The following is a 24,250-nucleotide window of genomic DNA, read 5'->3' as shown; positions in this document are numbered from 1 at the left end:
CCCCCCAGGTCATCGGTTCGACAGGGGGGAACAGCCATGCCGGGCCCGAAGGCCAGCGGTCCCGTTGCGGAACCGCGAATGAAGATAACGGGGGACTTGTGCCCGTTGACCCGCTCTGGAACAGCACGACAGCACTGGAGTTAGCCGCGCAGCGGCGCCCGGGCGCGCTCATCCGACTCGGACGCCAGCATCGCGCCTGGACACTCGCTGTGCTCGGAGATCGGATCGGCTGCTCACCCGCCACCGTCTCCCGGCTGGAACGCCGCACACGGATCGTCGACTTGACCCTCGTGCACCGGGCCGCGCTCGAAGTCGGCGTGCCCCGACACGTCCTGACGACTTCGCTGGCGCCTCACCCCGCATCGGCACCGGTGGCCACTAGAGTGACGGCCAGTCCGCGTGACGCCGCGAGGACCCCATGCGCCGCCGTACGCTGCTCACCGCCACGGCGGCCGCCGGCCCGGCCGCCCTGCTGATGGGCCTGGACGACGCCTTGGCCAGCACCCCCGCCCCGACCGGCGCCGGGCCCCTCGACAGCCGCCTGGCCGACGCCCGCGCGTTGTAGGACAACGGCGCGCACGCGCCACTCCTTGCCGAGCTGCCCGGCCTCATCGCCGACGCGCACTCCGCCGCCGTCTCCCGCCAGAGCCTCGACCAGGCCCGGCTGTTCGCCGTGTACAGCCTCTCCTCCGCCGTGCTCCTCAAGCTCGGCTCCTACAGCCGCGCTCGGCTCACCGCGGACCGCGCCCGCACCTGGGCCGAGGTCTCCGGCTCCCCGCTCGCAGCGGCAGCCGCAGCACGGGAATTGGCGATCGTACTCCGCCACCAGGACCACCACGGCGCCGCCCAGCGCCTCATGTCTTCGGCGGCTGCCGACCTCGAGGCCACCGGCCTGCGCGCCGACGCCACCGCTGCCGCGTACGCACAGATGCTGTGCACCCTCGCTTACACCGCCGCCCGAGGCGGGCACCGTACCGAGGCCCTGGCCATGACGGAAGAGGCCCGCCGCGCCGCACGCCGGCTGCCCCAGGTCGTTCCCCAGGGTCGTCTGCTCGCCATCAGCCCGGCAGCCGTCGATCTGTATGCGGTGGGCGTGCACTGGGCACTCGGCGACGCTGGCTCCGCTCTCGACGCCGGGAAGAACCTGCGACCCGGCCAGTTCCCCACCGCCGAGCGGAAGGCCCGCCTGGGCACCGACATGGCGCGGGCCTGGTGGGCCTGGCAACGGCCCGAGCAGACCGCCCGTGCTTTGCTCGACGCCTACCGGGCCAGCCCTGGCGAGGTCCGGGACCGTCCAGCGATCCGCAGCATCGTCAACGCACTGGCCGAACGGCACCCGCGCACAAGCGGCGTGCGCGAACTCCGCCTCGCCGTGACGTCGGTCAGCAGCTGACTCCTCTCGCCGGCCCGGTCTGGTCGCCATCGAGGGGCCGGGCCGCGGGCTCGGTCAGCCACTCCGCCCACTGTGCAGGCACGGTGGTCTCGGTACGGGCCGCAGCCCGATCACGCAACTGCTCCAGCCGCACCTTGAGCGGGTAGCTGGGCGGTGCGCTCCCGCGCGGCGTCTGCTGCCTTCGTCGCGGCGGCGACCGCGTCCACGCTGTTCGGGTTCGTACGGAAACCAGCGGTGGTTCTGCTCGGTCGAGCATGCCCGCTGCACCCCGTCTTCGGCCTCCGGAGTGCGCCCCAGCCGTCCGAGGACGCTGCTGCTGTACTCCGGCAGCGTCTGCTCCACCGCCTCGAGTGCGGCGGAGGCGAGCGCGGACGCCGCCAGGGCCGGGTCCGCGTCCAGCTCGCCCTGCTGGTCCTTCTGGCGGTGAGCTCTCGAGCGAGCCGAACAGTGGGGGTCAGCAGCGCACTTCACCGCAACCGCTTACGACCTCGGGTTCTATTAGCGGGCAGTGAGGGTACCGCCGCTTTACGATCGGCGTGCCTTGTCCCCCGGACCCCAGGGTCGGGATGTCAGTGGCCCGTGCAAGGGTGCCCTCATGGACTCTTCAGGAGTGGTCGAGGCATTGTGGGATCGGATCCAGGCGCGCGATTGGTCAGCTGTCGCAGACCTGGTTGCGGAGGACGTGGTGGTCGAGTGGCCGATCAGCGCGGAGCGCATCGTTGGCAACAAGAACTTCGTCGCGGTGAACAGCGAATACCCGGGGGGTTGGTCGATTCGGGTACTGCGGATCGTGGCTGACGGCAACGAGGTGGTCTCCGAGGTTGAGGTGCCGCATGACGAGTTCGGCGTGTTCCGCGCGGCCTCATTCTGGACCGTCGAGCAGGGACGGATCGTGCGTGGCCGGGAGTACTGGACGAGTGTTGGGGCTGATCCGCGCCCGGAGTGGCGGGCGGCTCTGGTTGAGCCCATGTGAGGCGGCTGCCGCTCGCGGAGACGTTCCGGCTGATTCGGCCGTTACATGAGATGGGCCACGCGGGTTGGGTGAGTTGTGAAGCTGACCTGGGTCCGCGGGAGGCAGCGCGACAGTCCGCGCGCCGTGAAGCCAGGGGCGGTGAACGCCGCAGGGCGTCCGGCACCGGGCGCAAACCGAAGCTGGTCCTCTGCGACCGGCTGCTGCTCACCCTGGTATACCTGCGCCATCAGCTGCCGCACGAGGTCCTGGCCGAGCTGTACGACGTAGACCGCTCGGCAGTCTCGACGGCGATCCGGCAGGTCCGCCCCCATCACGGAAGCGGCATGTCACCCGCTTCATAGAGAAACGTTTCACCTCGCCTCACCCAGAAGCATGAGCCCCACGGCTCACTCGTGACCCGACCGCTCGCCCTGCCGCAGCGCGCTCACCCTCCGCTCACGGACTCGTGCTTACTGCGCCACGTCGACTTCTTCGCCTTGTTCCCGCATGTCTCCATCGAGCACCAGCGCCGGTTGCCGGGCCGCGAGGTGTCGAGGAACCAGGCGGCACAGTCGGGGCCACCGCACGCACGCACCCGCTCCAGGGCAGGGGATGTCGCGAGGACGAGCGCGTCGCGGGCGATGTCGGCGAGGACCGCTTCGACGGGGTCCGCAGCGGAGTAGGCCAACGCGCCGCTCCTGTCGAGCGCGGGCGCAGGCGGCGCTGCGGCGGCGGAACGGTTCAGCAGATCGCGAGCCTCCGGAGGGCAGCCGACGGGGCCGCTGTCACTGCGGGCCGCCGTCAAGAGCGTATGCACGGCCTCCCGTAGGCCCTGGGCCTGGCGCAGTACGGCCTCCGTCGGCGCCGGGACGGCGGTGCCCGCGGGATACGGACCCAGCTGGGCAACCCAGGCGGCCAGGGCTTCGGGGGTGGCCAGTTCCTCGGTGGCGCCCTTCATGCCGCGCAGTCGCAGGGTGCGCATGAAGTCGAGGCAGAGCCGACCGGAGCCGCTGCGGAAACGGGACGCCGCCGGCGCGGAAGCGGAAGTGACAGACATGAAAACCACCGTACTGCGGAACCGGTTTTACTGGTACCGTCGAGGAACCGGTTAAATCGGTTCCCGATTTCCGGGCTCCCAGGCGGCCCCGTGCCGCCGGTCAACGGCGGCGCTCCGCCGCCCTTTCCGACTCCCGGTCTCCGTACCTCCTCCTGGTCGAGGTGAGTGTCATGACTGCCGGCCTTCCTTCCAGCGCCTCGCCGACATTGAGCCGGCGACTGATCCTGCTTCTCTCCATCGCCTGCGGCATCGCGGTGGCCAACGTCTACTTCCCCCAGGCCGTCAGCCCGCTGATCGCCGACGACCTGCACGTGACCGCCGAATCCGCGGCCGTGGTGGTCACCTGCGCCCAACTCGGCTACGCCGCGGGCATCTTCCTGCTGGTGCCCCTCGGCGACCGACTGCGCCACCGCGGGCTCGTCACCACGCTTCTGCTGCTGACCGGCGCGGGACTGGTGCTGGCGGGGACGGCCGGGTCCCTCCCCGTCCTCGCCGTCGCCAGCGTGCTGGTCGGTCTGACCACGGTGGTCCCGCAGATACTCATCCCCATGGCGGCGGGCCTGACCGCCTCCGAGCGCCGAGGTGCGGTGACCGGCACCCTCCTGTCCGGCCTGATCGGCGGCATTCTGCTGGCCCGCACCTTCTCCGGCGTCCTGGGCCAGTGGCTGGGCTGGCGCGCCCCCTACCTGGTCGCGGCCGCTCTGCTCCTGGTCCTCGCCCTCGCAATGGCCCGCGCCCTGCCGCGCACGACTCCGGCCACCGACCAGCGTTACCCGGCGCTCCTGGCCGCCTCCCTGCAGCTGCTGCGCACCGAGCCGCTGCTCCGGCGCTCGTGCCAGTACCAGGTGCTGGTGTTCGCCGCGTTCAGCGCCGCCTGGACCGCGCTCGCGCTGTTCGTCACCGGTCCACGTTACGACCTGGGCACCCCGGCCGTCGGTGTGATCGCCCTGGTGGGAGCGGCCAGCATGTTCGCCACTCCATTCGCCGGGCGGCGCGTCGACCGGCGCGGGCCCGACTCCGTGAACCTCGTGTGCATGGTGGGCGCCATCGCCGCCGGCGCCCTGCTGCTGACCGGCAACCTCGGCGGAGCCGTCGGACTGATCGGGCTCGGCGCCGGGATGCTGCTGCTCGACGTGGCCATGCAGTCGGGCCAGGTCGCCAACCAGGCCAGGATCTTCGCCCTGCGCCCGGAGGCCCGCGCCCGCCTGAACACGGCATACATGACCTGCGCGTTCCTGGGCGGGAGCGCCGGCTCCTGGCTGGGTGTCCGCGCCTACTCGGCCTTCGGCTGGAGCGGGGTGTGCGGCCTGGTCGCGCTGCTGTCGGGACTGGCCCTCGTACGGCATGTCCTGCGCGGCCGTCCGCTCAAGGCCCCGGCCGAGGTGACGGCAGCCTCGGTGCCCACGGAAACAGAAGAAGACGACGGCGTGCCCGCCGGACGCTGACCCACAGCCCAGAGAAGTACCACCGCAAGACCAAGTACCACCGAAAGACAGAAGGAGCCGCCCCATGTCCGAGAACCGCCACCCGGAAAACAAGTGGGACTACGTGATCGTCGGGGCCGGCTCCGCCGGGTGTGTGCTCGCCGACCGACTCAGTACGGACGACGCGGCGCAGGTGCTCCTGATCGAAGCCGGGTCCGCGAACCCGCAGGACCTGCCCGAGGTTCGGGTACCGGTACTGTTCCCGCGCCTGTTCGGCGGCCACCTCGACGGGAACTTCTCCACCGTGCCCCAGCCAGGCCTCGCCGGCCGCTCCGTACCGATCCCGCGCGGCAAGGCGCTGGGCGGCTCCTCGGTGATCAACGCACAGTTGTGGACCCGCGGACACCGCGCGGACTACGACGGCTGGGCTCAGGCCGGCCTCGACGGCTGGGGCCATGCCGACCTCCAGCCGTACTTCGAACGTGCCGAGCGGCGGATCCAGTTGGCAGGACCCCCCTACCCGCTTCCGGTGACCCCGGCATTCGTCGACGCCTGCGCCCGCCTGGGGCACGCGCCGGCAACCGAGGTCCAGGAAGGGTACGCGCCGACCCGCGCGACCCACCGTGACGGAGTACGGCACAGCTCGGCCGACGCCTATCTCGATCCGGCGCGCGGCCGGCCGAACCTGACCGTGGTGGCCGACACACTCGTGCGTCGCGTGCTGTTCGAGGGCGGTCGGGGTGGAGGTCGACGGAGCCTCCGGGCTCGAAATCCTGCGGGCGCGGCGCGAGGTGGTCCTCTCCGCGGGAGCCGTCGGGAGCCCGCATCTCCTACTGCTGTCGGGAGTGGGGCCGTACGAGGAACTGTCCGCGCACGGTATCCCGGTGATCCGGGACCTCCCGTCGGTGGGCCGCGACCTGACGGACGACCTGCTCGTCCCCCTGGCCTCGAAGCCCGCGGCTTCCGGTCGCCGGGCACGGACGTCTCGCCCGAGCAGATCGGCCAGTACCTGCGGGATCGCAGCGGAACCCTGGACTCGATCATCTCCGAAGCGCTGCTGTTCCTGCGCACCCGCGGGGGAACTCACGGCCCCGGACATCGAGGTGGTCCACCTGGTCGTCCCCCTGGGTGACCACCAGCGGCCGACGGAACACGGCCTGGCACTCGGCGTGATCCTCCTGCGACCGCGGAGCCGCGGTGCGGTCACCCTGCGCAGCGACGATCCGTACGACGCTCCGCTGATCGATCCGCGCTACCTCTCAGACCAGGCCGGGAGCGACCTGGCCACGTTGGTGGACGGTGTGCGTGCCGCACAACACATCCTGCGCGATCCGGAGTTCGCGAAGTGGCTGGGCGAGCCGCTCACGGACGGGGCGCTGTCCGAGCGGCCCGAGGAGATCGCCGGCTACGTCCGCGCGACCGGCGGCAGCATCCATCACCTCGTGAGTACGTGCCGGATGGGAGCAGACGACCAGTGGTCGATCCGACGTTCGCGGTCCGGGGCCTGAAGGGCCTGCGGGTGGTGGACGCCTCGGCAATGCCAGGCATCGTACGAGCACACACACGCGCCGGTGACCATGCTCGCCGAACGGGCCGCCGACATCCTCCTGGAGCAGGGCTGAGTGGCTGACATACCGTTCGTCGTCGCGGGCATACCTCCCAGTTGACAGCGAAGCGAGTCATCACCGACGACTCCTGAGTCACAAGACTCTGTGGGGGCTGCTGCAGGATTGGGCGAGAGTTTGACCTGCCCCTGATCCTGGGTTCCAGTTCAGCTTCCCCCGCCCAAGCGTTCGACCTGGAAGAGCCCAGGGGCGTTCATCGCCCGGCGGGCACGGCCTCCACGTCACCGCGCGGGGCCCGCTCCTCTGCATCGGCCAGCCAGAAGAAGACCGGCGGCAGGCCGAGTTCGATCACCATCAGTGCGATCTGGAACCACTGCGGCCAGCCGTGCACGGCGAGCGAGAGCAGCCGGCCCACGCCGCCCAGCAGGAAGACGCCGGCCAGCCACCGCACCACCCGAGCCGGGATCGGACGCTGCCGCGTGGCCCAGAGCCAGGCCAGCCCGTAGCCGACGAAGCTGGCCCCCATGAACCGGCCCCAGCTGTCGACCGTCGCGCCGGCGGAACCGGCGCCGGGGAGCGCCGCGTTGCCGAGTGCCACGTGGAACAGGCCGATCGTCACGCAGGCCCAGCCCATCAGCTGTGTGAGTACGCGCAGAACCCTGGCCACAATCCCTCCAAGCCGCCGAAGCTTAGTTGACATGCGTCTACTACAGTGGGCGCGCTAGTAGACCTGTGTCAACTAAACTGCGTTCGTGCCTCCCCGCCAGCGACTCACCCCCACCGACCGCCGCGCCCAACTCCTCGCCGTCGGCGCACGGCTCTTCGCCGCACACCCCTACGCCGACGTGCTGATGGAGGACGTCGCCGAAGAGGCCGGTGTCTCCCGGGCCCTGCTCTACCGTCACTTCCCCAGCAAGCACGCCCTGTTCGCAGCCGTCTACCAGCAGGCGGCAAACCAGCTGCTCGCCGAGACGCAGCTCGACCCCACCGACTCCCTGGTGGAGCAGCTCATCCAGGGTATGGACGTCCATCTCGACTACTTCGTGGCGAACCGCAACGCCGTCCTCACCGCGAACCGGGTCCTCGCGGGCGACCCGGTGATCCAGACGATCATGACGAACGAGCTGGACGCGCTCCGTGCGCGGCTGCTGACCGTGCTCCCCCTCGCGGACGAGAGCGCCCGCGAGGGCGTGTCCAGCGTCCTGAAGAGCTGGCTGGTCTTCGTCCAGGTCCTCTGCGTCGACTGGCTCACCCACGAGACCTGTACCCGCACCCAGCTGCGCGACGTCTGCATCGGCGCGGTTCTCGGCGCCCTCCGGCCCCTCCTCGCCCAGGACCCCGCCCCCGACTGGCCGCCACAAGGGCCCGGCGCGGACGCCTAGACGCAATGCTGTGACTCTGTTGGTGATCTTGGCGGGGTGGTGACGGCGGTCGCTGTTGGTGGTTGGCTGGTCGGTGGCGGGGTGGCCTCGGTTTTGGGGCGGTGGACGGTGTCGATGCGTCCGGCAGGTTTTCAGCGGATGCCCCCGATGACGGTCCGGACGGCGTGGGCGGCGTGTCCGAAGGGGACGGGGTGATGCTGATGCGGGACCGGCTGGATGTTGTCTTCGCCGACGAGGACTTCCTTGATCTGTATCCGGTCGACGGCCGACCGGGTTTCTCACCGGGGCAGTTGGCGCTGGTGTCGGTGCTGCAGTTCGCCGAGAACCTTTCGGACCGTGCGGCGGCGGATGCGGTGCGCACGAGGATCGACTGGAAGTACGTACTCGGCCTTGAACTGGACGATCCGGGGCTCGACTATTCGCTGCTCAGCGGGTTCCGGGCCGGGCTGGCCGAGGGCGATGGGGCGGATCAGCTGCTGCAGTTGATGCTCGATCGCTTGGTGGCGGCCGGGCTGCTCAAAGAGCGGGGCCGACAGCGTACTGATGCCACTCATGTCCTGGCGGCGGTGCGGCGGTTGAGCCGGCTGGAGCTGGCGGGCGAGAGCGTACGGGCTGCTCTGGAGGAGATCGCCGAGACCGATCCGGACTGGCTGGTGCCGCTGATCGAGCCCGGGTGGCCAAGCGGTACGGCCGGAAAGTCGAGATCGGGAAAGTCCCGGGCGGCAAGGCAGCGGTGCGTGAACGCGCCGAGGAGTTCGGCCGGGACGGGCAGTAACTTCTCACCGCGGTCTGGGCAGCCGACGCCCCCACCCGTCTGCGGATGCTGCGACAGGTGGAAGTCCTGCGCCAGGTCTGGATTCACCAGTACTTCTGGGCCTCTGAGGGGCAGCTGCGCTGGCGGGAGGGCACTGCCCTGCCGCCAGCCTCGCTGCGGTTCGACTCCCCGCATGACACGGACGCGCACTACTGCGTCAAACGCGATGTCGAGTGGAGCGGATACCGGGTTCATTTCACCGAGTCGTGTGACCAGGACCTGCCGCACCTGATGGTGCACGTGGCCACCACCATTGCTCCCGTCCAGGATGGGCAGTTGACCGAGAAGATCCACGACGACCTCACCACCCGTCGCCTGGCTCCGACCGAGCACATCGTGGACACCGCCTACCTCACTCCCGCTCACGTCGAGCGAGCCCAGCGCGTGCACGACATCACGCTGCTCGGCCCCATCCTCGCCGACAACAGTCGCCAGGCCAAAGCAGGTTCGGGCTTCGACAAGGCCGCCTTCACCATCGACTGGCTCAACGAGCAGGCCATCTGCCCGCGCGGTGCGACGAGTGTGTCCTGGACCCAGCTGAACATCTCCGGCCACACCTATCTTCAGGCCCGCTTCGCCGAGAGGGACTGCCGGCCCTGCCCAGACCGTGCCCGGTGCACCTCCTCCCCCACTCGCCCCCGCTCCGTCGCGGTCCTGCCGCGGCCGCTGCACGAGATCCAGATGCGCAATCGGCTCGACCAGAAGACCGAGCAGTGGCAACGCCGCTACGCGATCCGCGCCGGCATCGAGGCCACCCTCTCGCAAAACGTCCGAGCGCCCGGCCTGCGCAGAAGCCGCTATCGAGGCCTGGCCCGCACCCACGTGCAGCACGTCCTGACCGCCATGGCCTGCAACCTCAGCCGTCTCGCCGACTGCTACGAACCCACCTCATCAGCCCGGCGGGCACCCCGCTTTCAAACCCTCTGCAACACAGCGGGATTCGCGGTCACATGACCGCCCAAGATCACCAACATCACAGCGCCTAGATGTGCCGTCTCATGACATCGGTTCCTCGTTCTCAGGCTTGGCGGGCGTAGGACGTGAGGCGATCGGCGAGCGCGATGACGAGGTCGCGTAGTTCATCGGGGCGCTCGATGACGAACGGCCGGTCGAGTGAGACGAGTATCCGAGGCAACCAGTCGAGCCGCTGCACCCGTAGCTCGACGCGCAGCCAGTGCTCGGCCTCCGGGTCCTGGCCGGCCGCGGGCTCGTGTTCCTCCAGGCCCGCGACGCTGGCGGGAAGGTGCGCGCGGATCTGCTCAACTGTCCCGTGGATCCGCAAGGTCACCTCATGCCGGTACTCGGCCGTGGCGAATCCTGACAACACGCGCTGTGCCGGACCGGGCCCCGCGAGCGCCTCGAATGAGCCGGGCAGGGCCCTCGCGGCTGCGATGCGATCGAGCCGGAAGGTTCGGTCCTCGCCGACCTGGGCGTCCTTGCCCGTCACGTACCACCGGCCCGCATGGGCGACGATCCCGTACGCGTGCAGTGTGCGTTCGCTGCGCCGTCCGTCGCGGTCGGTGTAGCGGATCGAGACCGGTCGGCGGTGGCGCACCGCATCGGCGATGGTGAGCAGGAGCCCGGCGTCCGGGTGGTCCAACTCGCCGGGCTGATCCGTGAAGGCGAGAGCTTCCAGCAGTGTGTCGAGCCGGCGGGCGATGTGCTTGGGCAGCACCCGCCGGATCTTGGCTGACGCCGTCTCGTTCGCCGTGCGCTCCGTCGTCGTCAGCCCTGCACGGCGGCCGGCGACCAGGCCGAGCAGCACGGCCAGCGCCTCGTCGTCGCTGAGCATGAGCGGAGGCAATCGGTACCCGGGAGCCAGCCGGTACCCGCCGTAGCGGCCGCGCACCGACTCCACGGGCACGTCCAGGTCGATCAGCTGGCCCACATACCGCCGCACAGTGCGCCCTTCGACGCCGAGACGGTTGGCGAGCTCGGCCACAGTCCGGGTGCCACCCGACTGCAGCAGCTCCAGGAGTGTCAGCACGCGGCCGGTGGGTCGTGGCATGTTCGCAGCCTAACGCGAATACAGGACCGATTCTGTCCCCTATTTCTCCTAGCCTGCGACGTGCACGCCTCCAGCACAGCCAAGGAGATTCCCATGGACTTCGTCTCGATCCGCATCATCACCAGCGACGTCGCGCGCCTCGTAGAGTTCTACGAGCGAGCTACAGGGACGCGGGCGACGTGGGCCAACGAGGACTTCGCCGAACTCAAGACCCCGGGCGCAACCCTCGCGATCGGCAGCACCCGCACCGTCCCGCTGTTCGCTCCGGGCTCTGCCCGCCCGGCGGACAACCACAGCGTGATCACCGAGTTCCTCGTCGACGACGTGGACCGCGTTCACCAGAACCTGACCGGCTTCGTCACCGACTTCGTCGCCGGGCCCACCACTATGCCCTGGGGCAACCGGTCGCTGTTGTTCCGCGACCCCGACGGCAACCTCGTCAACTTCTTCACCCCCGTCACCCCGGAGGCCATCGAAAAGTTCGCACGCTGACGCCACGCACAGCCGCTCACGCGGGAGCACCGAGATCCCAGGGCTCCCGGTGAACGCGGCCGCCGAGTCCAGGAGCGCCACCAGCGGGGGACATCGCAACGCACCGCTGACCCCCGAAGGACGTCTGCGCTTGTTCCTGCGGGTCGATGCCGGACGTCCGATCGCACACGTCGCTGCGGAAGCAGGAATCTCTCGCCGCCTCACTTCGTCACTGCGCTGCCGCGCCCGAAAAGGTCACATTCGGCGCGAGAAACGCCATGGCAGGCTCCTGACCTGCAGCAAGACGTCAGACGAGCTATACAGTGCGGGGAAGGGCCTTCCAGCAACTGCCCGACCGCATGCGGGAAGTGACCTGGTACTGGGCTACCGGCACTCCCGTGGCCGTCATCGCCCGCGGCATGGGGATTGCCCCAGCGACTGTACGAGTCCACCTCCATCAGGCGCGACTGCGCCTGGCCTCCGATCCCGACCTGACCGACGCCCATGTGCCGACCGGAACGCCGACCAGTGATCGCTGAAGAGCACCACGGAAAGATCCCGGACCGGTGGCGCGCCCCGAGCGACCATGGCCGCGGAGAAGAGGAGGACAGCGGCTGCGACTCGGCCGGCGACTTCGGTGCCGGCCCAAATGGCCTTTTCACGGCCCCTGTTGGAGGCCTGGGCCAGGCCGCCTCGTGGTGGGGAAACTGAGGAGAGCGCCCGCGATGGCCCATGGGGTATTTGGGCCCTCAGCCCGGACAAGCTCTTCCGAGCAGAAGTAACCCAGCTCATCCGCTCCTTGGGCATCCCACCGCAGAGTTGGCAGCCCCGCACAATCGGGCGTGCGAAACCGGTTCAGCGCCGTCAGCCGAGGGCGTGGAGCAACTCGCGCTCGCGCTGCGCGCTGAGGCCTGCGCGCCTTTCCCGGTCCAGCCCCTGCTCGCGTTCCCAGCGCAGCGTGTCGGCCAGCATCTCCGCGCGGGCTCGGTGGCGTAGCCCCGCGGCGCGCGCCGAGGACCCGTCCCGGGCCGACCACCCTTCCCAGCCCGGCTCGACCAGCCACATCGCCAGTGATTCGGATCCCATGTACTGGGCCACGCCGTTGGCGAGCAACCACGCCGATTCGGCGGTGACCACCGGGCCGGTGTGCCCGCCGGCGGCGCGGGACAACTCGATCCACTCCTCGAAGGGAACGACCGGGCCGACAGCGTTGTATGTGCCGGTGGTGCCCGTCTCCGCGGCCTCGAGCAGCCAGGCGGTGAGGTCCCGCACGTCGACTGCCTGGGTGGGCAGGGCCGGTGTGTCGGGGACCAGCATCGGCCCTCGCGGATCGCGGGCGGCGCGGGCGACCCAGTAGCCGGAGCGCCCGCTGTGATCGCCCGGGCCGCCGATGAGCCCCGCTCGTGCGATGAGGAGGCGGTCGCCCACAGCATCAGTCGACGCCTGCTCGCAGGCGACCTTCGCCTCGCCGTACAACTCGCGGTCGACGTCGCTCCGTTCAGTCGGGGCGAGCAGGGCCGCGGACTCGTCCGACCCCGGCGTGGCGTGGGAGGCGTAGGCGTTGCCGGACGAGAGGTACACCCAGTGTCCGGCCTTGCTGCCCAGCACGTCGAGCGCTCGACGAACGAAGCCCGGCTGCCATGACACCTCAATGACCGCGTCCCACACGCGATCGCGCAGGGGCTCATACGCCGACGGATCGCGCCGGTCGGCGGGGACCAGTGTCGCTCCGCCAGCGACTTCACCGCTCCGGCCACGCGCGAGGCAGGTCACCTGATGACCGCGTTCGATCGCCTGCTGCGACAGCTCCCGAGCCACCCATGCCGTTCCGCCCAGAACCAGGATCTCCATACCGACACACAAACACCGGGATCACCGCCCGGTCAGGCGGATTCGCTGACAGCAGATGGTCAGCCGTCAGATCGATCTCAACCCTCGTGCAATGACGTCGACCGGCCGAGGCAGAGAGCAGGACGCGTTTGCGAAGGAGTGCGAATCCTGGGGGGCGAACATCTGGAGCCTGGCGGAGCGGACTGGGCCGCATCTGTTGCGGACCCGGGCGCCGGGGCGGGCTACCGGGGCCGCCGACGGCACGAGTCCCGTGAGGTCTTGACGACTCGTGCGCATGTCAACTTCTCTACCCCGTGGCGTCGAAAGGACACGTCCCGTTCATGCGGCGGGGTTGAGTTCGGCTTGGCCGAACAGCAGGGCGTAGCCGGTGGGGAGTTGGTGGAGGATGCGGGTGATCAGGTCAGGGCCCGCGTAGGCGACGACGGCGGAGAGGACAGAGCCGGTGTCCCAGCGGGTGATGGCCAGAGAGGTGCCGGTGCGGGTGGCGAGGTCCTTGACGAAGGCCCAGCCGGTCAGCGGCTGGGTGTCGGGGATCTGCGTGGTCAGTGTGCGTGCGGCCTCCAGGGGCAGGCGGGCAGCCAGGTCGACGCGTTCGTCGCCGGTCAACTGGCGGCCCAGCCCCGCCAGGACCAGGCGGACGGCTTCCTCAGCTCTCTCGCGGGTGGGGTAGGCACCCTCGTAGCGGACCTTCTCCAGCATCTGCTCGTATGCCGTCGAGTACGGCTGCTGGTGCTCAAGCGGTCCGTGCACTTCGGTGATCACTGCTGTGCATGCCTTTCGTGGAGTCATGGTCAGATGATGCGGATGTGGCACCCAGGTCGTAGTCGGGTGGGCTGGGGTGGCCGAAGAGCAGGTCGTAGCCGACGGGGAGCTGGAACAGGATCTGCCCCAGCAGGTCGTCGCCGGCCGTGTCGGCGACCGTGGACAGCACGGCGCTGACGTCCCAGGTCGCAGTCTGCTCAGTGGCGCCCTCGATCCAGGCCGCCGTCGCCCGCACGAACCGCTCCGGGGGCAGCGGTTCGGCGCTCTGCAGCGGGTTGAGCAGGATCAGGGCGAACTCCTCCGGCAGGCGTGCCGCGAGCTGGGCGCGGACCTCGCCCACCAGGTGCGCGCCGAGCAGGGCGAGCACCACACGGGTCGCGCGCTTGGCTTCCTCCACAGTGACGTACGCGCCGCGTTCGGTCACGTGGTCGAGGAACGCTTCACGTCGCAGAGTCATCTCGGCGGCCACCCCTTCTACTTCGGACTGCCCAAGGGGTGCGGAGGGCGGGGCGAGGGGGAGATCAGGTGCCCGTCCTCCGCACCTGTCCGGCCGGTGTCAGCCGGAGATCTCCTTGTGGCCGGTCCCGATGCCGATGGAGATCTTGCGGGGCTTGGCGCGCTCGGCGATCGGGATGCGCAGGGTGAGCACGCCCGCGTCGTAGTCGGCCTTGATGTGCTCGGTGTCGAGGGTGTCGGCGAGCACGATCTGGCGGGAGAAGACGCCCAGCGGCCGCTCGGACAGCTCCATCTGTACGTCGTCGCCCTTCGCGACGGGTCGCCGCTCGGCCTTGACCGTCAGCATGTTCCGCTCGACGTCGATGTCGATCGCGTCCGCGGCGACGCCGGGAAGGTCGAAGGCCACCACGTACTCGCCACCCTCGCGGTAGGCGTCCATCGGCATCGCCGACGGCCTCGACCAGGTAGCCGGGCCCATCAGCTGCTGCGCCAGCCGGTCTAGCTCACGGAAGGGGTCAGTGCGCATCAACATCGTGAAAACACCTCCAGCAGGTTCAGGCAGTTACTGCCAATGCGCCTCACTGAGACCGTTGTAACATGTCATCCAATGGATGACAAGCGTGATGTCGTCTACATGATGACAACCCGAGGGAGGTGCCCGTGAGCCCGGCCGACCAGCCGTCCCTGTCCAGCACCGATGCCCACAGTCCGGCGTCGTTCCTTGCCGCCGCCGCGGCCCTTAACGCCATAGACGACGCCCTGCGCGCCGCCCGGCACACGGCTCCCGACACCCCCGGCGCCGGGCCGGGCCCGGAGCAGGCCCTGGCCTCCCTGATGCTGCTGCGGCAGGTCCGCGAGCAGCTCGCCGGGTGGGAGAGCGGCCTGATCGAAACGGCCCGCGACGCGGGTGCCAGCTGGGCCGACCTCGCCCACCCTCTCGGTGTCGCCAGCCGTCAAGCCGCCGAGCGCCGCTACCTTCGCGGCCGCCCCGGCCCGACCGGGAGCACCGGCGAACAGCGCGTCCAGGCCACCCGCCAGGCCCGGGCTGCCGAACGCACCACCACCACCTGGGCCCGCCGCAATGCGGCCGCCCTGCGCCGCATCGCCGGTCAGATCACCGCACTCACCGACCTTCCCGCCGCCGCCCGCCGCCCGCTCAGCGAGCTCCACGCGGCCCTCGCCCACGACGACCCCACCGCCCTCATCAACCCCCTGACCGCCACCCGGCCTCATCTGACCACCGCCCACCCCGACCTCGCCGCCCAGCTCGACACCCTCACTCCCCCTTGACCCCGCCCACACACGCGCGGAAGAGACACAGTCGGCGCTTGCGGCCGCTGACCAAGGCGGTGGCTCAGTCCTCTCCCCGTCGTCGTCATCCGTTTGAGGAACCCGGCGCTAGCGGCCCCCTGCCCGCTCCGCGGAGCACGAAGCCCTCTACCGGGCCATGCTCCACACCCGACCGCCGGCCGTCGGCGCACTGGAGCCAGACAAAGCAACTGACCGCCCTGGCCACCCGGGCGCCCACTACCGGGCGGGTGGCTCCGCGCTCGATCGGTCGGCGTCGCCGGGGCGCGGAGGCGAGGCATAGCCCACCCGTCCCAGGTCAAGGCGCTTGTCCATGTCCAGGTGGAAGGTGCCGTACCGGTTGACGATCGACCAGAACAAAGGCCGAGCGCGGACTGGAGCCGGCCAGGATGCGGGGCAGCGAGGCGCGCGTAAGGCTGGTGTCATGCCGAAGCGCCGCGTGATCGTCTGCCCGCCGTCCGGCACGGGTGGCCGCAGGGTGTGCGTCGACGATCAGGTGCTCGGCACGGCCTACAGCCTCCATGACCTCACCGTGTTCCTGCAGAACGCGGGGCTGACCGGCTGGGACCAGCTGGACGTCATCGAGTCGGAATGGATCGAGTGGCACGAGGGCGGGCCGGAGAAGTGGAAACCCTGAACACGCGCAAAGGCCGCCGGAGCGGCGCAGTGCACGACCTGGAAGCCGTCCTCGACGAGCTATACACCACGCCGCCGTCCGACTTCGTCGCCCGACGGGAGACACTGGCCGCCGCCGCGAAAACCGACAGCCGGGTGGATGATGCCCGCCTCATCCATGCCGCCCGCCGCCCCACCCTCGCGGCCTGGGCAGCCAACCTCCTGCTGCACTACCAGCCGGACGAGAGCCGGCAATTCCTGGAACTGGGGCGGGCGCTGCGCGAGGCCTACCACTCCCTGGACGCCGCCGGACTCAAAGAGCTCTCCGCGCAGCGCCGCCGGGTCGTTGCCGCCCTGTCCCAGCAGGCCGCCCAGCACGCCCTCGACGCCGGGCACCGGCTCTCGGAGCCGGCCCGACAAGACCTCGAAGCGACCCTGCGCGCCGTGCTCGCCGATCCCCAGGCAGCCGACCAGTGGGCGGGTGGCCGCCTGGCCACCGCCCTCACCCCGCCATCGGAATTCCGCCCCGCCACCGCACCAGCGGCCCAGAGGCCGGGCACCCGCAGCCGCCCGGCGCCCCCGCCTGCGGCACAGTCCTCCAAGGACGAACTCGCCGAGCAGCGCCGCGCCCGCCAGAAGCAGCTGACCCAGGCGCAGGAGGCAGCAGAGGCAGCCGCGCAGCGCCTGCGCGAAGAGCACGCACGGCGAGCGGACGCCGACGCCGAGCTGCAGCGGGCGCGCGACCGCACCGAGCAGGCCCGCCGGCAGATGTCCGCCCTCGAGGAGCAACTGCAGCAGGCGCGCGAGGAGTTCCAGCAAGCCGAGAACGAACAACAGAAAGCCGAGGAACACAGCCAGACCGCCGCCGACGCCCTCGCCCAGGCCGAGCAGGAAGCCCGCGACACCGCGCAGCACATACGCCGCATGACTAACTGATCGTTTCAGAATGCCGTCCTGCGGAGACGCTGGCGGCCCCATGGAACAATCCCTTCAGCCACGGGCTCAGGGGGGAATGACGCCGTATGGAACAGGTTGGGGCTGCGCGAGACCTGGTGCTCGGTTACGTCCGCGCTCTGAACGCGATTGACGAGGCCATGAGAGTGGCGATCCCCTCTCTTGAGCGACTGGCAGATGTCCTCGGCCTGGCCCGTTCGCGCCGGATCGGCCGGAGTGGGCACGTCGGCACCTACTCCTACACGGTTCATGGGGCAGGGTGCCGTTTCGTCAGCGACAACGGCACTGAGGTCGATGTGGACTTCGCAGCCGACGGGAACGAAGTCTTCGACCTCTGGCGGCTGCGCTGGCATGGGCTGAGCCTGCCGGAGCCTCTTGACGTCACGGATCAGGACCTGCGGGCCGCAGTGCAGTCGCTGCAACCGCTTCTGGACGAGGTGCGGCCGGGGTGGTTCAGCATAGCCAGCTGATCGCTTCAGGATGAGGTTCGCAGGCGACGCAGGCATGTGAGGCTGCAGGCCAGTTCGAGCAGACCGTGGTGGAGATCGGCGCGTCGCTCGTAGCGGGTGCGGAGCCGTTTGATCTGGTGCAGCCAGGCGAAGGCTCGCTCGACGACCTAGCGTACCTTGCCGAGTCCGGAGCCGTGGGCGACGCCGCTTCGGGCGATCAGGGGTTTGATGCTCCGCTTCCACAGCAGGCGGCGGTAATCGTGGGTCAGAGTGTCCGGGCCAGTGAGCGCGGTGGCCTGCACGGGTACGACGGTGGCAAGAAGGTCGGCGGCATCAAGCGGCACCTGCTCGTCGACACCCGTGGCACCATCCTGGTGGCCTGCGTGAGCCCGGCGAGCTTCGGCGACCGCGATGGTGCCGTGGTGCTGTTCTCCCGGGCTGCCGATGCCTTCCCGCGCCTTCGGCACGTGCGGGCGGATCAGGGCTATCGCGGCGCCGACTTCCACGCCTGGGCTCAGGAAGCCACCGGCATCACCGTGGAGGTCGTGCAGCGCCGCGACGGAGGATTCCGCTCGACCTGGGCGAGGGCAGGGACACCGCCTCCGGCAGTGCCCCTCTTCGCGGTGGTACCGCGGCGTTGGGTGGTAGAGCGGACGTTCGCCTGGCTGGGACGGTGCCGCCGTCTGTCGAAGGACTACGAGTACCTGCGCGTCTGCTCGGAGAATGCCATCTACCTCACCATGGCCATGCTCCTCGTGCGCCGCCTGTCAAGATCAGCCTGCTGACAGGCTCTTCAGACGCCCTCTAGTATGCGGAGCATGACGCGGTATGTGGACGAGGATCTGCACGGTGCGGAGTTCCGCGAGTGCGATCTGACGGGGGCACGCCTGATCGGCGTCGTCATGCAGGATGCCGTGATCGACGGGCTCATCACCAACCTTGTGGTGAACGGTGTGGAGGTCACCGAGTACGTCGAGGCAGAGCTCGACCGGCGGCATCCGGTGCGGGTGCTGATCCGCTCCGAGGACCCGGCCGATCTGCGCGAGGCATCGCGTCAGCTCCATGCCGGCTGGACCGCCACGATCGAGCGAATCCGCCGTACACCCGGCATCGAGCGCCGCAGCGTGAACGACGAGTGGTCGGCGGTGCAGACGATGCGCCACCTGGTCTTCGTCCACGACTCGTGGTTCCGCCGCTGCTGCCTGGGCTCGACGGAGCTGTTCACGCCGATGGGCATCGGGACGACCGTCGAGCCCTACCGTGGAGCGCACGGGCTTGACCTCTCGCTCGATCCGGCCCTCAAAGAGATCGTGAGCGTGCGTGACGCACAGGCCGCCGAGCTCGAGGCCTGGCTCGACAAGGTCACCGCTGTGCAACTCGAAGCGCGAGCGCCGGTGCCCGACGACGATGTCTGGCCGCCGTACGCCCGGGGCCGCTTGGTGCGGCAGTGCCTCGGCACGGTGCTCAACGAGACCTTCGAGCACCACGGCTTCTGCGTCCGCGACCTCGACCTGATCGAGGCACGGGACGCTTAGTAGGGCCGGCGACGGACTCAGCATCTTGCGGATGCGGGCATCGCTGACCGTCTGCGCGGTGCCGAGCTGCTGGGGTCCAGAGCTGGACGCTGTACTTCTCGAGCACTCGGCGGGCCTGACCTAGGTGCCGGCCGGGCGGGCGGCCGTCAGGAGCGCGGCGAGCTGGTGGAGGTGCGCCGCCTGGAGGTCGGCGATCGCTGACGCCACAAGCCTCACCGCCGCGCGCTCCACCGCTCTCGGCCCGCATCGGCCGCCCGGGACCGGGCATGACCCGGGACGGGTCGCCACCGATCCCGCGGTGATGCTCGCCGACAGCGTGATGCGATCGCGAATCCGGCCGTGCTGCGGGACCAAGGCGAGGCGTTCGACCCGGTCGCCTCCACGCCCACGGCCTGGCGGTTGCTCGCTGACACCGATGAGGCGGCAATTGCCTCACTGCGAGCGGGCCTCGCCTGCGAGCCGTGCGGGGCGCGACGCCCTCAGGTCTGTACACCGAACGGGTTACCGCCGGGCCACGCGGCGACGTACGAGCAGGACCGTACCCGCACCGGCGGCTACCACCGCGGCCGCGGCACCCGCGAGGGGCAGCGCAGGACCGGAACCGGTGGCGGCGAGGTCCCCGCCACCGGTGGAGGCGCTCCCCGAGGATCCGGTGGCCGAGGAGCTGCCGGTGGTCCCGGATCCCCCCGTCGTCCCGCCTCCGCCGGTGGAACCCGAACCGCCCACCGACCCGCTCCCGCCCGTCGAACCACTGCCCTCGACGTCGAGCAGGATGTCGGCCTTGTCGTTCGCCTTGTTCACGTCGTACGGGCGGGATTCGGCATTGAGGGCCACCGAGCCCTTGGCCCCCGCCACCGCCTTGTCGATCTTCAACTTGAAGGAGTAGGTGTTCACCTGGTCCTCCTCCACCCAGCCCTGTGCGATGTAGCAGTCGTAGGTTCCGGCTGCCGGCTTCTTGCAGTTTGGTGCCTTGACCGCGGTCGTACCCGAGGGAATCTTGATCAGGATTCGGGTCGGTACCGGAGGGCCCGGTTCCACCAGCACCCAGGCGGGACCGGCGTTGGTGAACTTCACCTGCAGATCGATCGCGTCTCCGACCCGGCCCTTCAGCCGCGCTCCCGACACCTGGAAGTCGGCCGTGTTCGCCGCGTTCACCCGCACCCGGGCCTCGTCATAGTGGGGGCTCCCCGAGCTATTGCCGGTGAGAACGGAGCCGGGCCGCTCCACCAGCTTCGCCGCGGGAGCGGTTCCGCGCACGGGCCCGTGGGCGCCTTCGTCGGGGCCGAAGTCATAGTCCCCGACGGCGATGTCGAGATCGTCGTACAGCGCCCGGTCGAGAGCCTTGAGGGTCAGCTTCTCGGGCGCGTAGACGACACCCGGCTCTACGGCCTGGTCGAACTCGCAGGTCATCTGGGATCTGGCCGGCAACTCGTCGTACGAGTTGATGTCCCACCGCACGCAGTTCGAGGGCACGTCGGCGTAATCCAACCCCTTGGTGACGGTGTACCGCAGCCAGACCTTCTCCAGCGCCTGGGTGCCCTGGTTGCCGAAGGTGACCGGCGCCTCGAAGGTGCTCCCTGGCTGCACTCCGCTGATCGGCGCTATGGTCCCCAGCGCCAGCCCGGTCCCGGAACCATCGGCCACGGCGCAGGGAGCGGTGCTCAACGTGATCAGTGCGCCGGCGCCGATAGCTCCGACGGCCCTGCGAAGTGTACGGAAGCTGTGATCGGAGCGGAGCATGTAATACCTCTGGATGAAGTGACGAAGAGGGCGATGAGCCGGGGAAGGCAAGTTCCGTCCATCAGACACACGACGACGTCGAACAGTTGTACCGGGCGTCCGTCGCGATCGGCCGCAGGGTTGCCGAGTTGCCGACGTCGCCGGCGACTCCAGACGCGCACACGACGACGTACAGGAACGGCTTCTTGGCCTGCTGGTCGGGCTGGTCGCTCACGCGGGGACCCCCAGTTGACGGCTGAAGTGATGCCGTGCGGGCAGCGACGGTCGCGGGCGGCCATGTCCGCGAGCAGTTCCCGGACAGCGGTGCGGCGGATGTCCTGGGCCGCGCAGCTCTCAGCGATGCGCAGTGCCCGGTAGCCGTCAGCGAGGCGGCCCTGCTGGTTGGAGGCGCGGGCGGCCTCGAATCACAGGGCGGCGCGGCGCTAGGGGACGGGAATGTGGCGGCGCACGAGAGGGCGGGCGGTCTTCAGGGCAATGCCGGCGTCCCCGAAGGAGACCGCCGCGCTGACCTGATGGAGGGCGACGTTGGTGGGTCTGAAGTTCACCAGCCGGACACGGATCGCTCTCACACAAGTGCTGTCGGCCGTGGCCGACGTGGTCCAGGGCGCAGCGCACGTGGGTTCTCGTCATCCCACGCTTCCCTCGCGCGGTAGCGTCCCCCGTGAGGTCAACGGAGAGGAAGCACGCAGCATGCCGCAGCCCACGGACAGCACCCGCTCTCAAGCCCCGCGCGGGCTCATCCTGGACTTTGCCGGGGTACTGACCGCCGACCCTCGTTCCGTGCACCGCACGTGGTGCGAGTCGGAGGGGCTCCAGCCCGAGGCATGGCGAGCCACGCTCAACGACAACCCGGAGGGCCGACGGCTGTACGCGGCCCTGGAGGTAGGGCAGATCAGCCAAGCCGTATGGAACGATGGCACCGCTGCTCTGCTCGGTGTGCACGTGGACCCGGAGAACTTGATGGGGCGTGCCTGGTCCGGGGTGCCCACTGCGCAGCGTATGACTGCGCTCGCGCGGGCAGCCAAGGATGCGGGATACCGGCTGGCGCTCCTGTCGAACAGCTTTGGCCTGGACCCGTTCAATCCGTACGAGCACGCGGGCATCTGGGACTTGTTCGACGTGCACGTCATTTCAGAGGTGGTCGGGGTAGCGAAGCCGGACCCGGCGATCTACCAGCTGGCGCTGGATCGCCTCGGCCTTCTCGGGCAGGAATGTGTTTTCGTCGACGACCATCCGGTGAACCTTCCGCCTGCCGAGGCCCTGGGTATTTCCACTGTCCTCGCGACTCAAGAGGCTGACACCGTTGCCGAGTTGGAGCGTCTTCTCGGGGTGAGCGCGGTCCTGGCCGCATAAGGGGCTGATTTCAGCCATTCGGACAACTCCCTGCGTGTCGGGGAGTGTTGGCGGCCGTTGTCCGGTGGGTACCGTCCGGGTCTGGCCTGTTCGGGGCTTGGGGAGGGGCTGTCATGCAATGGTCGGAGTACACCACCGCGGAGCGGCTCAAGACTCTCCGTAGCGGCATGACCCAGGAGCAGTTGGCCGAAGCTGCCGCCGTGTCTGTCGGCGTCGTCCGGAAGCTGGAACGCGGCGGCACCGCGTCCCTGCCTTCCTTGCTGTCGATCGCCTCCGCCCTTGGAACCGACATCGCCGTACTCCTAGGCCAGCAGGCACCTCGGCGCTCTATGGACCGCGACGAGCGTGGCGCCCTGCGTACCCTGTCCGCCGCCACCCACGATGCAGCCATCGGCTTCCCGACCGACGCCGAGCCCGGCACCGTCGAAGAGCTCCGCCACGTCGTCCGCCGCGCCGACACCGCCTACTGGGAAGGCCGGTACACCGAACTCGGCGCGCTTCTCGGAGCCTTGCTGCCCGAGGCCCGCGCCCGTCACGACGCTGCCGGCGCCGGCGAGAAGGAGGCCGCAGCCGGCGTCCTGGCCGATGTCTTCCAGACCGCCGGCATGGCCGCGAACGTCTGGGGGTCGCGCGACCTCGCCTACGCCGCGCTCACCTACGGCCGTCAGATCGCCGTTCAGGCCGGGGACGACCTGCGTGATGCCCATCTCGCTGCAACCACCGCGTGGGTCAACCTCCGTGACGGACGGACCGCGCAGGGGTTCACGCTCGCCGCTGTCCAGGCCGACCGGATCGAACCGAAGATGTCGGAGCACGATCCCGACCGGCTCTCGGTGTTCGGACAGTTGGTCATCAACGCCGCCGTGGCCGCCTCACGCGGCGGCGCCTCCGCCGACACCGCGCGCGAATACCTCTCCCAGGCCCATGCGGTCGGCGCCCGCCTCGGTGCCGAACACGCCCGCGGCCGGCATGCCCAGCCCTACGGGCCTCTCTACGCCGCCACACAGGCCATGAGCATCGCCGTCGCCCTCGGCGACACCGGAGGAGCGCTGCGCCTCATGGACACCATCCGGCTGGACGACACCGTTCCCCGCGCCACCAGAGCCCGCTACGGCCTCGACGTCGCCCTGACCCACGTGGAGTGCCGCCGGTGGGAGCAGGCCGCCGACACCCTCGAAGCCGTCTGCGCCATGGCGCCGGGATGGGTGCAGCACCAGATGCTGCCCGGAGTGATCATCTCCCGCCTGGCCGGCGTTTCCGTCAGCCGTCTGCGCGGACTCGCCCACGCCGCGGGTGTCCCGCTCGGCCTGCGCTGACTGCCACGAGCCGTAGCAGCCGGACGGCCGCCACCCGCATGGCTACCACGCTCCGTGGCACTACTCACCGGTCCCAGCAGACGGCCCAGCACGGGGCGTGGCAGCACCCGGCACCACGAACTCGCATCATCGCCACGGGCCGTGCCTGTCCCACACGGGCCCCCGACAGCAGGCTTGGGTCATGCCGAACACTCCGCCCGGCGGCCTCGGACACGTCCCGGTCGCCGTCTACGCCTGCGCCACCGGAACGTCCGCCGTCTGCGCGGCCGAACTACGCGCACGCCACTACGCTGACGCCCGCCATTGGCACGTGGCCGGAGCATGGACCGACGACGACCCGGCCGCGGCCCTGGACACCCGACCGGGCTGGTCGGCCGTAATGAGTGCTCTGTCCACCGGCCTGATCCGCGGCATCGTCGTCGCGGGCGCCTCCCATGTCGCCGCCGGCGCCGCCCACTTCGCCGCCCTCGGCGTTCTCATCCGCGATCGAGGAGGCTTCTTCCTCACGGAAGCGGCGCCCGGGCCCCGGCACCGCTCCCCAGGCCAGCACGAACGTCGCCGTGCCCTCCTCGACGCGGCTGTCGGTTGGTCGCCGCGGGACCACTTCGCACCAGGCATCGCCCCGTGAACGGCCGCCACAGGACTCCTGAGACGCTCGGTGATCCGGTCGGACGCTTACTGGCTGGGGTCTGGCTCGTTGGCCACGTAACGGCCGTATTTCCCTCGGAGCCTTGATCACTGACAACCCGGCCCATGCCACGGCTAAGAAGCCGACAGCGGCTCAGCCTGACCTCGATCTGCAGCAGGAAGAGCACGACCTGTAGACCACGCCGCCTCGTGGGCCC

24 protein-coding genes and 7 pseudogenes are annotated in these 24,250 nt (G+C 69.9%); 19 read left to right on the top strand and 12 right to left on the bottom strand.

All coding sequences use genetic code 11. The annotated features are described in order from the left end of the window. The first annotated feature begins 98 nt into the window (after nucleotides 1–98). The 3 genes and pseudogenes from ABZS97_RS34455 to ABZS97_RS34445 all read left to right on the top strand — a co-directional run bounded on the left by ABZS97_RS34455 (nucleotide 99) and on the right by ABZS97_RS34445 (nucleotide 2,707). Nucleotides 99–1,393, top strand: a pseudogene (locus tag ABZS97_RS34455) (helix-turn-helix transcriptional regulator). 595 nt (nucleotides 1,394–1,988) lie between these two features. Further along, entirely contained in the window at nucleotides 1,989–2,366 is a 378-nt protein-coding gene (locus ABZS97_RS34450; RefSeq protein WP_356144267.1) for a nuclear transport factor 2 family protein, read from the top strand. Between the two features lie 50 nt (nucleotides 2,367–2,416). Continuing rightward, nucleotides 2,417–2,707 (top strand): transposase family protein, encoded by a 291-nt coding sequence (locus ABZS97_RS34445; protein ID WP_356144266.1) that lies wholly within the window; start codon nucleotides 2,417–2,419, stop codon nucleotides 2,705–2,707. An 83-nt stretch (nucleotides 2,708–2,790) separates the two neighbouring features. On the opposite strand, the gene ABZS97_RS34440 is transcribed toward ABZS97_RS34445, so the two are convergent. Beyond that, the gene (locus tag ABZS97_RS34440; RefSeq protein WP_356144264.1) at nucleotides 2,791–3,402 is read right to left on the bottom strand and encodes an ABATE domain-containing protein; all 612 of its coding nucleotides are present in this window, start codon (nucleotides 3,400–3,402) and stop codon (nucleotides 2,791–2,793) included. Nucleotides 3,403–3,572: 170 nt separating this feature from the next. Between ABZS97_RS34440 and ABZS97_RS34435 the strand changes: the two genes are divergently transcribed. Both ABZS97_RS34435 and ABZS97_RS34430 read left to right on the top strand, forming a co-directional pair. Continuing rightward, nucleotides 3,573–4,847, top strand: coding sequence for an MFS transporter (locus ABZS97_RS34435; RefSeq protein ID WP_356144262.1), 1,275 nt, complete (start codon nucleotides 3,573–3,575; stop codon nucleotides 4,845–4,847). Nucleotides 4,848–4,911: 64 nt separating this feature from the next. After that, nucleotides 4,912–6,456: pseudogene (locus ABZS97_RS34430) on the top strand (GMC family oxidoreductase N-terminal domain-containing protein). A 188-nt stretch (nucleotides 6,457–6,644) separates the two neighbouring features. On the opposite strand, the gene ABZS97_RS34425 reads toward ABZS97_RS34430, so the two are convergent. Then, the gene (locus ABZS97_RS34425) at nucleotides 6,645–7,058 is read right to left on the bottom strand and encodes a DUF4345 domain-containing protein (protein WP_356144260.1); all 414 of its coding nucleotides are present in this window, start codon (nucleotides 7,056–7,058) and stop codon (nucleotides 6,645–6,647) included. An 85-nt stretch (nucleotides 7,059–7,143) separates the two neighbouring features. Between ABZS97_RS34425 and ABZS97_RS34420 the strand changes: the two genes are divergently transcribed. Next, nucleotides 7,144–7,773: a TetR/AcrR family transcriptional regulator gene (locus tag ABZS97_RS34420; RefSeq protein WP_356144258.1), complete on the top strand. Its 630-nt coding sequence runs from the start codon at nucleotides 7,144–7,146 to the stop codon at nucleotides 7,771–7,773. A 194-nt stretch (nucleotides 7,774–7,967) separates the two neighbouring features. Next, nucleotides 7,968–8,192: pseudogene (locus ABZS97_RS34415) on the top strand (transposase); the annotation flags it as partial. 131 nt (nucleotides 8,193–8,323) lie between these two features. Here the strand turns inward: ABZS97_RS34415 and ABZS97_RS34410 are convergent. Beyond that, entirely contained in the window at nucleotides 8,324–8,635 is a 312-nt protein-coding gene (locus ABZS97_RS34410; RefSeq protein WP_356144271.1) for a hypothetical protein, read from the bottom strand. On the opposite strand from ABZS97_RS34410, the gene ABZS97_RS34405 reads away from it, so the two are divergent. Then, nucleotides 8,606–9,541, top strand: coding sequence for a transposase (locus ABZS97_RS34405; RefSeq protein WP_356144256.1), 936 nt, complete (start codon nucleotides 8,606–8,608; stop codon nucleotides 9,539–9,541). The genes ABZS97_RS34410 and ABZS97_RS34405 overlap by 30 nt on opposite strands. Nucleotides 9,542–9,605: 64 nt before the next feature. On the opposite strand, the gene ABZS97_RS34400 is transcribed toward ABZS97_RS34405, so the two are convergent. Next, nucleotides 9,606–10,595 carry a YafY family protein gene (locus ABZS97_RS34400; protein WP_356144254.1) on the bottom strand — a complete coding sequence of 330 codons (990 nt, stop codon included), beginning with the start codon at nucleotides 10,593–10,595 and terminating at the stop codon, nucleotides 9,606–9,608. Between the two features lie 93 nt (nucleotides 10,596–10,688). Between ABZS97_RS34400 and ABZS97_RS34395 the strand changes: the two genes are divergently transcribed. Together ABZS97_RS34395 and ABZS97_RS34390 are read left to right on the top strand one after the other, a co-directional pair. Then, nucleotides 10,689–11,087, top strand: coding sequence for a VOC family protein (locus ABZS97_RS34395; protein ID WP_356144253.1), 399 nt, complete (start codon nucleotides 10,689–10,691; stop codon nucleotides 11,085–11,087). 338 nt (nucleotides 11,088–11,425) lie between these two features. Continuing rightward, nucleotides 11,426–11,605, top strand: coding sequence for a LuxR C-terminal-related transcriptional regulator (locus tag ABZS97_RS34390; RefSeq protein WP_356144251.1), 180 nt, complete (start codon nucleotides 11,426–11,428; stop codon nucleotides 11,603–11,605). 325 nt (nucleotides 11,606–11,930) lie between these two features. Here the strand turns inward: ABZS97_RS34390 and ABZS97_RS34385 are convergent, their stop codons facing one another. The 4 genes and pseudogenes from ABZS97_RS34385 to ABZS97_RS34370 all read right to left on the bottom strand — a co-directional run bounded on the left by ABZS97_RS34385 (nucleotide 11,931) and on the right by ABZS97_RS34370 (nucleotide 14,667). Then, nucleotides 11,931–12,917 carry an oxidoreductase gene (locus ABZS97_RS34385; RefSeq protein WP_356144249.1) on the bottom strand — a complete coding sequence of 329 codons (987 nt, stop codon included), beginning with the start codon at nucleotides 12,915–12,917 and terminating at the stop codon, nucleotides 11,931–11,933. A gap of 318 nt (nucleotides 12,918–13,235) precedes the next feature. After that, a complete protein-coding gene (locus ABZS97_RS34380) occupies nucleotides 13,236–13,679 on the bottom strand; it encodes a DUF2267 domain-containing protein (RefSeq protein WP_356144247.1) in 444 nt (147 codons plus the stop codon). Nucleotides 13,680–13,758: 79 nt separating this feature from the next. After that, nucleotides 13,759–14,136, bottom strand: a pseudogene (locus ABZS97_RS34375) (DUF2267 domain-containing protein); the annotation flags it as partial. Between the two features lie 99 nt (nucleotides 14,137–14,235). Beyond that, nucleotides 14,236–14,667, bottom strand: coding sequence for an Hsp20/alpha crystallin family protein (locus ABZS97_RS34370; RefSeq protein ID WP_356144245.1), 432 nt, complete (start codon nucleotides 14,665–14,667; stop codon nucleotides 14,236–14,238). A 128-nt stretch (nucleotides 14,668–14,795) separates the two neighbouring features. Between ABZS97_RS34370 and ABZS97_RS34365 the strand changes: the two genes are divergently transcribed. The 4 genes from ABZS97_RS34365 to ABZS97_RS34350 all read left to right on the top strand — a co-directional run bounded on the left by ABZS97_RS34365 (nucleotide 14,796) and on the right by ABZS97_RS34350 (nucleotide 17,482). Beyond that, nucleotides 14,796–15,425, top strand: a complete 630-nt coding sequence (locus ABZS97_RS34365; protein WP_356144243.1) for a type III effector protein — start codon at nucleotides 14,796–14,798, stop codon at nucleotides 15,423–15,425. A 442-nt stretch (nucleotides 15,426–15,867) separates the two neighbouring features. Then, a complete protein-coding gene (locus ABZS97_RS34360; RefSeq protein WP_356144241.1) occupies nucleotides 15,868–16,080 on the top strand; it encodes a hypothetical protein in 213 nt (70 codons plus the stop codon). 38 nt (nucleotides 16,081–16,118) lie between these two features. Beyond that, the gene (locus ABZS97_RS34355) at nucleotides 16,119–16,994 is read left to right on the top strand and encodes a hypothetical protein (protein ID WP_356144269.1); all 876 of its coding nucleotides are present in this window, start codon (nucleotides 16,119–16,121) and stop codon (nucleotides 16,992–16,994) included. 86 nt (nucleotides 16,995–17,080) lie between these two features. Then, complete coding sequence (locus ABZS97_RS34350) at nucleotides 17,081–17,482, top strand: hypothetical protein (RefSeq protein ID WP_356144239.1); 402 nt, start codon at nucleotides 17,081–17,083, stop codon at nucleotides 17,480–17,482. A 5-nt stretch (nucleotides 17,483–17,487) separates the two neighbouring features. On the opposite strand, the pseudogene ABZS97_RS34345 reads toward ABZS97_RS34350, so the two are convergent. Then, nucleotides 17,488–17,724: pseudogene (locus ABZS97_RS34345) on the bottom strand (transposase); the annotation flags it as partial. Here ABZS97_RS34345 and ABZS97_RS34340 point away from each other — a divergent pair. After that, nucleotides 17,656–18,246, top strand: coding sequence for a transposase (locus ABZS97_RS34340; protein ID WP_356144238.1), 591 nt, complete (start codon nucleotides 17,656–17,658; stop codon nucleotides 18,244–18,246). The pseudogene ABZS97_RS34345 and the gene ABZS97_RS34340 sit on opposite strands and share 69 nt — an antisense overlap. A 33-nt stretch (nucleotides 18,247–18,279) precedes the next feature. Then, on the top strand, nucleotides 18,280–18,996 hold the full coding sequence (locus ABZS97_RS34335) for a DinB family protein (protein WP_356144236.1): 717 nt from the start codon (nucleotides 18,280–18,282) through the stop codon (nucleotides 18,994–18,996). 501 nt (nucleotides 18,997–19,497) lie between these two features. Here ABZS97_RS34335 and ABZS97_RS34330 read toward each other — a convergent pair. From ABZS97_RS34330 to ABZS97_RS34320, 3 genes and pseudogenes are all read right to left on the bottom strand, one after another. Continuing rightward, a complete protein-coding gene (locus ABZS97_RS34330) occupies nucleotides 19,498–20,661 on the bottom strand; it encodes a hypothetical protein (protein ID WP_356144234.1) in 1,164 nt (387 codons plus the stop codon). A gap of 205 nt (nucleotides 20,662–20,866) precedes the next feature. After that, nucleotides 20,867–20,950: pseudogene (locus ABZS97_RS34325) on the bottom strand (flavoprotein); the annotation flags it as partial. Then, a pseudogene (locus ABZS97_RS34320) lies at nucleotides 20,947–21,278 on the bottom strand (transcriptional regulator); the annotation flags it as partial. The pseudogenes ABZS97_RS34325 and ABZS97_RS34320, both read right to left, overlap by 4 nt. A 148-nt stretch (nucleotides 21,279–21,426) precedes the next feature. On the opposite strand from ABZS97_RS34320, the gene ABZS97_RS34315 reads away from it, so the two are divergent. From ABZS97_RS34315 to ABZS97_RS34305, 3 genes are all read left to right on the top strand, one after another. After that, on the top strand, nucleotides 21,427–22,089 hold the full coding sequence (locus tag ABZS97_RS34315; protein WP_356144232.1) for an HAD-IA family hydrolase: 663 nt from the start codon (nucleotides 21,427–21,429) through the stop codon (nucleotides 22,087–22,089). A 113-nt stretch (nucleotides 22,090–22,202) separates the two neighbouring features. Further along, nucleotides 22,203–23,405, top strand: a complete 1,203-nt coding sequence (locus tag ABZS97_RS34310) for a helix-turn-helix domain-containing protein (RefSeq protein ID WP_356144230.1) — start codon at nucleotides 22,203–22,205, stop codon at nucleotides 23,403–23,405. 181 nt (nucleotides 23,406–23,586) lie between these two features. Further along, nucleotides 23,587–24,033, top strand: coding sequence for a recombinase family protein (locus ABZS97_RS34305; protein WP_356144228.1), 447 nt, complete (start codon nucleotides 23,587–23,589; stop codon nucleotides 24,031–24,033). Nucleotides 24,034–24,250 lie beyond the last annotated feature (217 nt).

This window comes from Streptomyces sp. NPDC005485, from assembly GCF_040606085.1.
GTDB lineage: Bacteria > Actinomycetota > Actinomycetes > Streptomycetales > Streptomycetaceae > Streptomyces.
This window is presented reverse-complemented; position numbering and strand designations above follow the sequence as displayed.

What these genes read in the sequence shown, in the direction of transcription:
- ABZS97_RS34450 (WP_356144267.1), top strand. Translation starts at nt 1,989, where the DNA reads ATGGACTCTTCAGGAGTGGTCGAGGCATTGTGGGATCGGATCCAGGCG.
- ABZS97_RS34445 (WP_356144266.1), top strand. Translation starts at nt 2,417, where the DNA reads ATGGGCCACGCGGGTTGGGTGAGTTGTGAAGCTGACCTGGGTCCGCGG.
- ABZS97_RS34440 (WP_356144264.1), bottom strand. Translation starts at nt 3,402, where the DNA reads ATGTCTGTCACTTCCGCTTCCGCGCCGGCGGCGTCCCGTTTCCGCAGC.
- ABZS97_RS34435 (WP_356144262.1), top strand. Translation starts at nt 3,573, where the DNA reads ATGACTGCCGGCCTTCCTTCCAGCGCCTCGCCGACATTGAGCCGGCGA.
- ABZS97_RS34400 (WP_356144254.1), bottom strand. Translation starts at nt 10,595, where the DNA reads ATGCCACGACCCACCGGCCGCGTGCTGACACTCCTGGAGCTGCTGCAG.
- ABZS97_RS34395 (WP_356144253.1), top strand. Translation starts at nt 10,689, where the DNA reads ATGGACTTCGTCTCGATCCGCATCATCACCAGCGACGTCGCGCGCCTC.
- ABZS97_RS34390 (WP_356144251.1), top strand. Translation starts at nt 11,426, where the DNA reads ATGCGGGAAGTGACCTGGTACTGGGCTACCGGCACTCCCGTGGCCGTC.
- ABZS97_RS34385 (WP_356144249.1), bottom strand. Translation starts at nt 12,917, where the DNA reads ATGGAGATCCTGGTTCTGGGCGGAACGGCATGGGTGGCTCGGGAGCTG.
- ABZS97_RS34370 (WP_356144245.1), bottom strand. Translation starts at nt 14,667, where the DNA reads ATGTTGATGCGCACTGACCCCTTCCGTGAGCTAGACCGGCTGGCGCAG.
- ABZS97_RS34360 (WP_356144241.1), top strand. Translation starts at nt 15,868, where the DNA reads ATGCCGAAGCGCCGCGTGATCGTCTGCCCGCCGTCCGGCACGGGTGGC.
- ABZS97_RS34350 (WP_356144239.1), top strand. Translation starts at nt 17,081, where the DNA reads ATGGAACAGGTTGGGGCTGCGCGAGACCTGGTGCTCGGTTACGTCCGC.
- ABZS97_RS34335 (WP_356144236.1), top strand. Translation starts at nt 18,280, where the DNA reads ATGACGCGGTATGTGGACGAGGATCTGCACGGTGCGGAGTTCCGCGAG.
- ABZS97_RS34315 (WP_356144232.1), top strand. Translation starts at nt 21,427, where the DNA reads ATGCCGCAGCCCACGGACAGCACCCGCTCTCAAGCCCCGCGCGGGCTC.
- ABZS97_RS34310 (WP_356144230.1), top strand. Translation starts at nt 22,203, where the DNA reads ATGCAATGGTCGGAGTACACCACCGCGGAGCGGCTCAAGACTCTCCGT.
- ABZS97_RS34305 (WP_356144228.1), top strand. Translation starts at nt 23,587, where the DNA reads ATGCCGAACACTCCGCCCGGCGGCCTCGGACACGTCCCGGTCGCCGTC.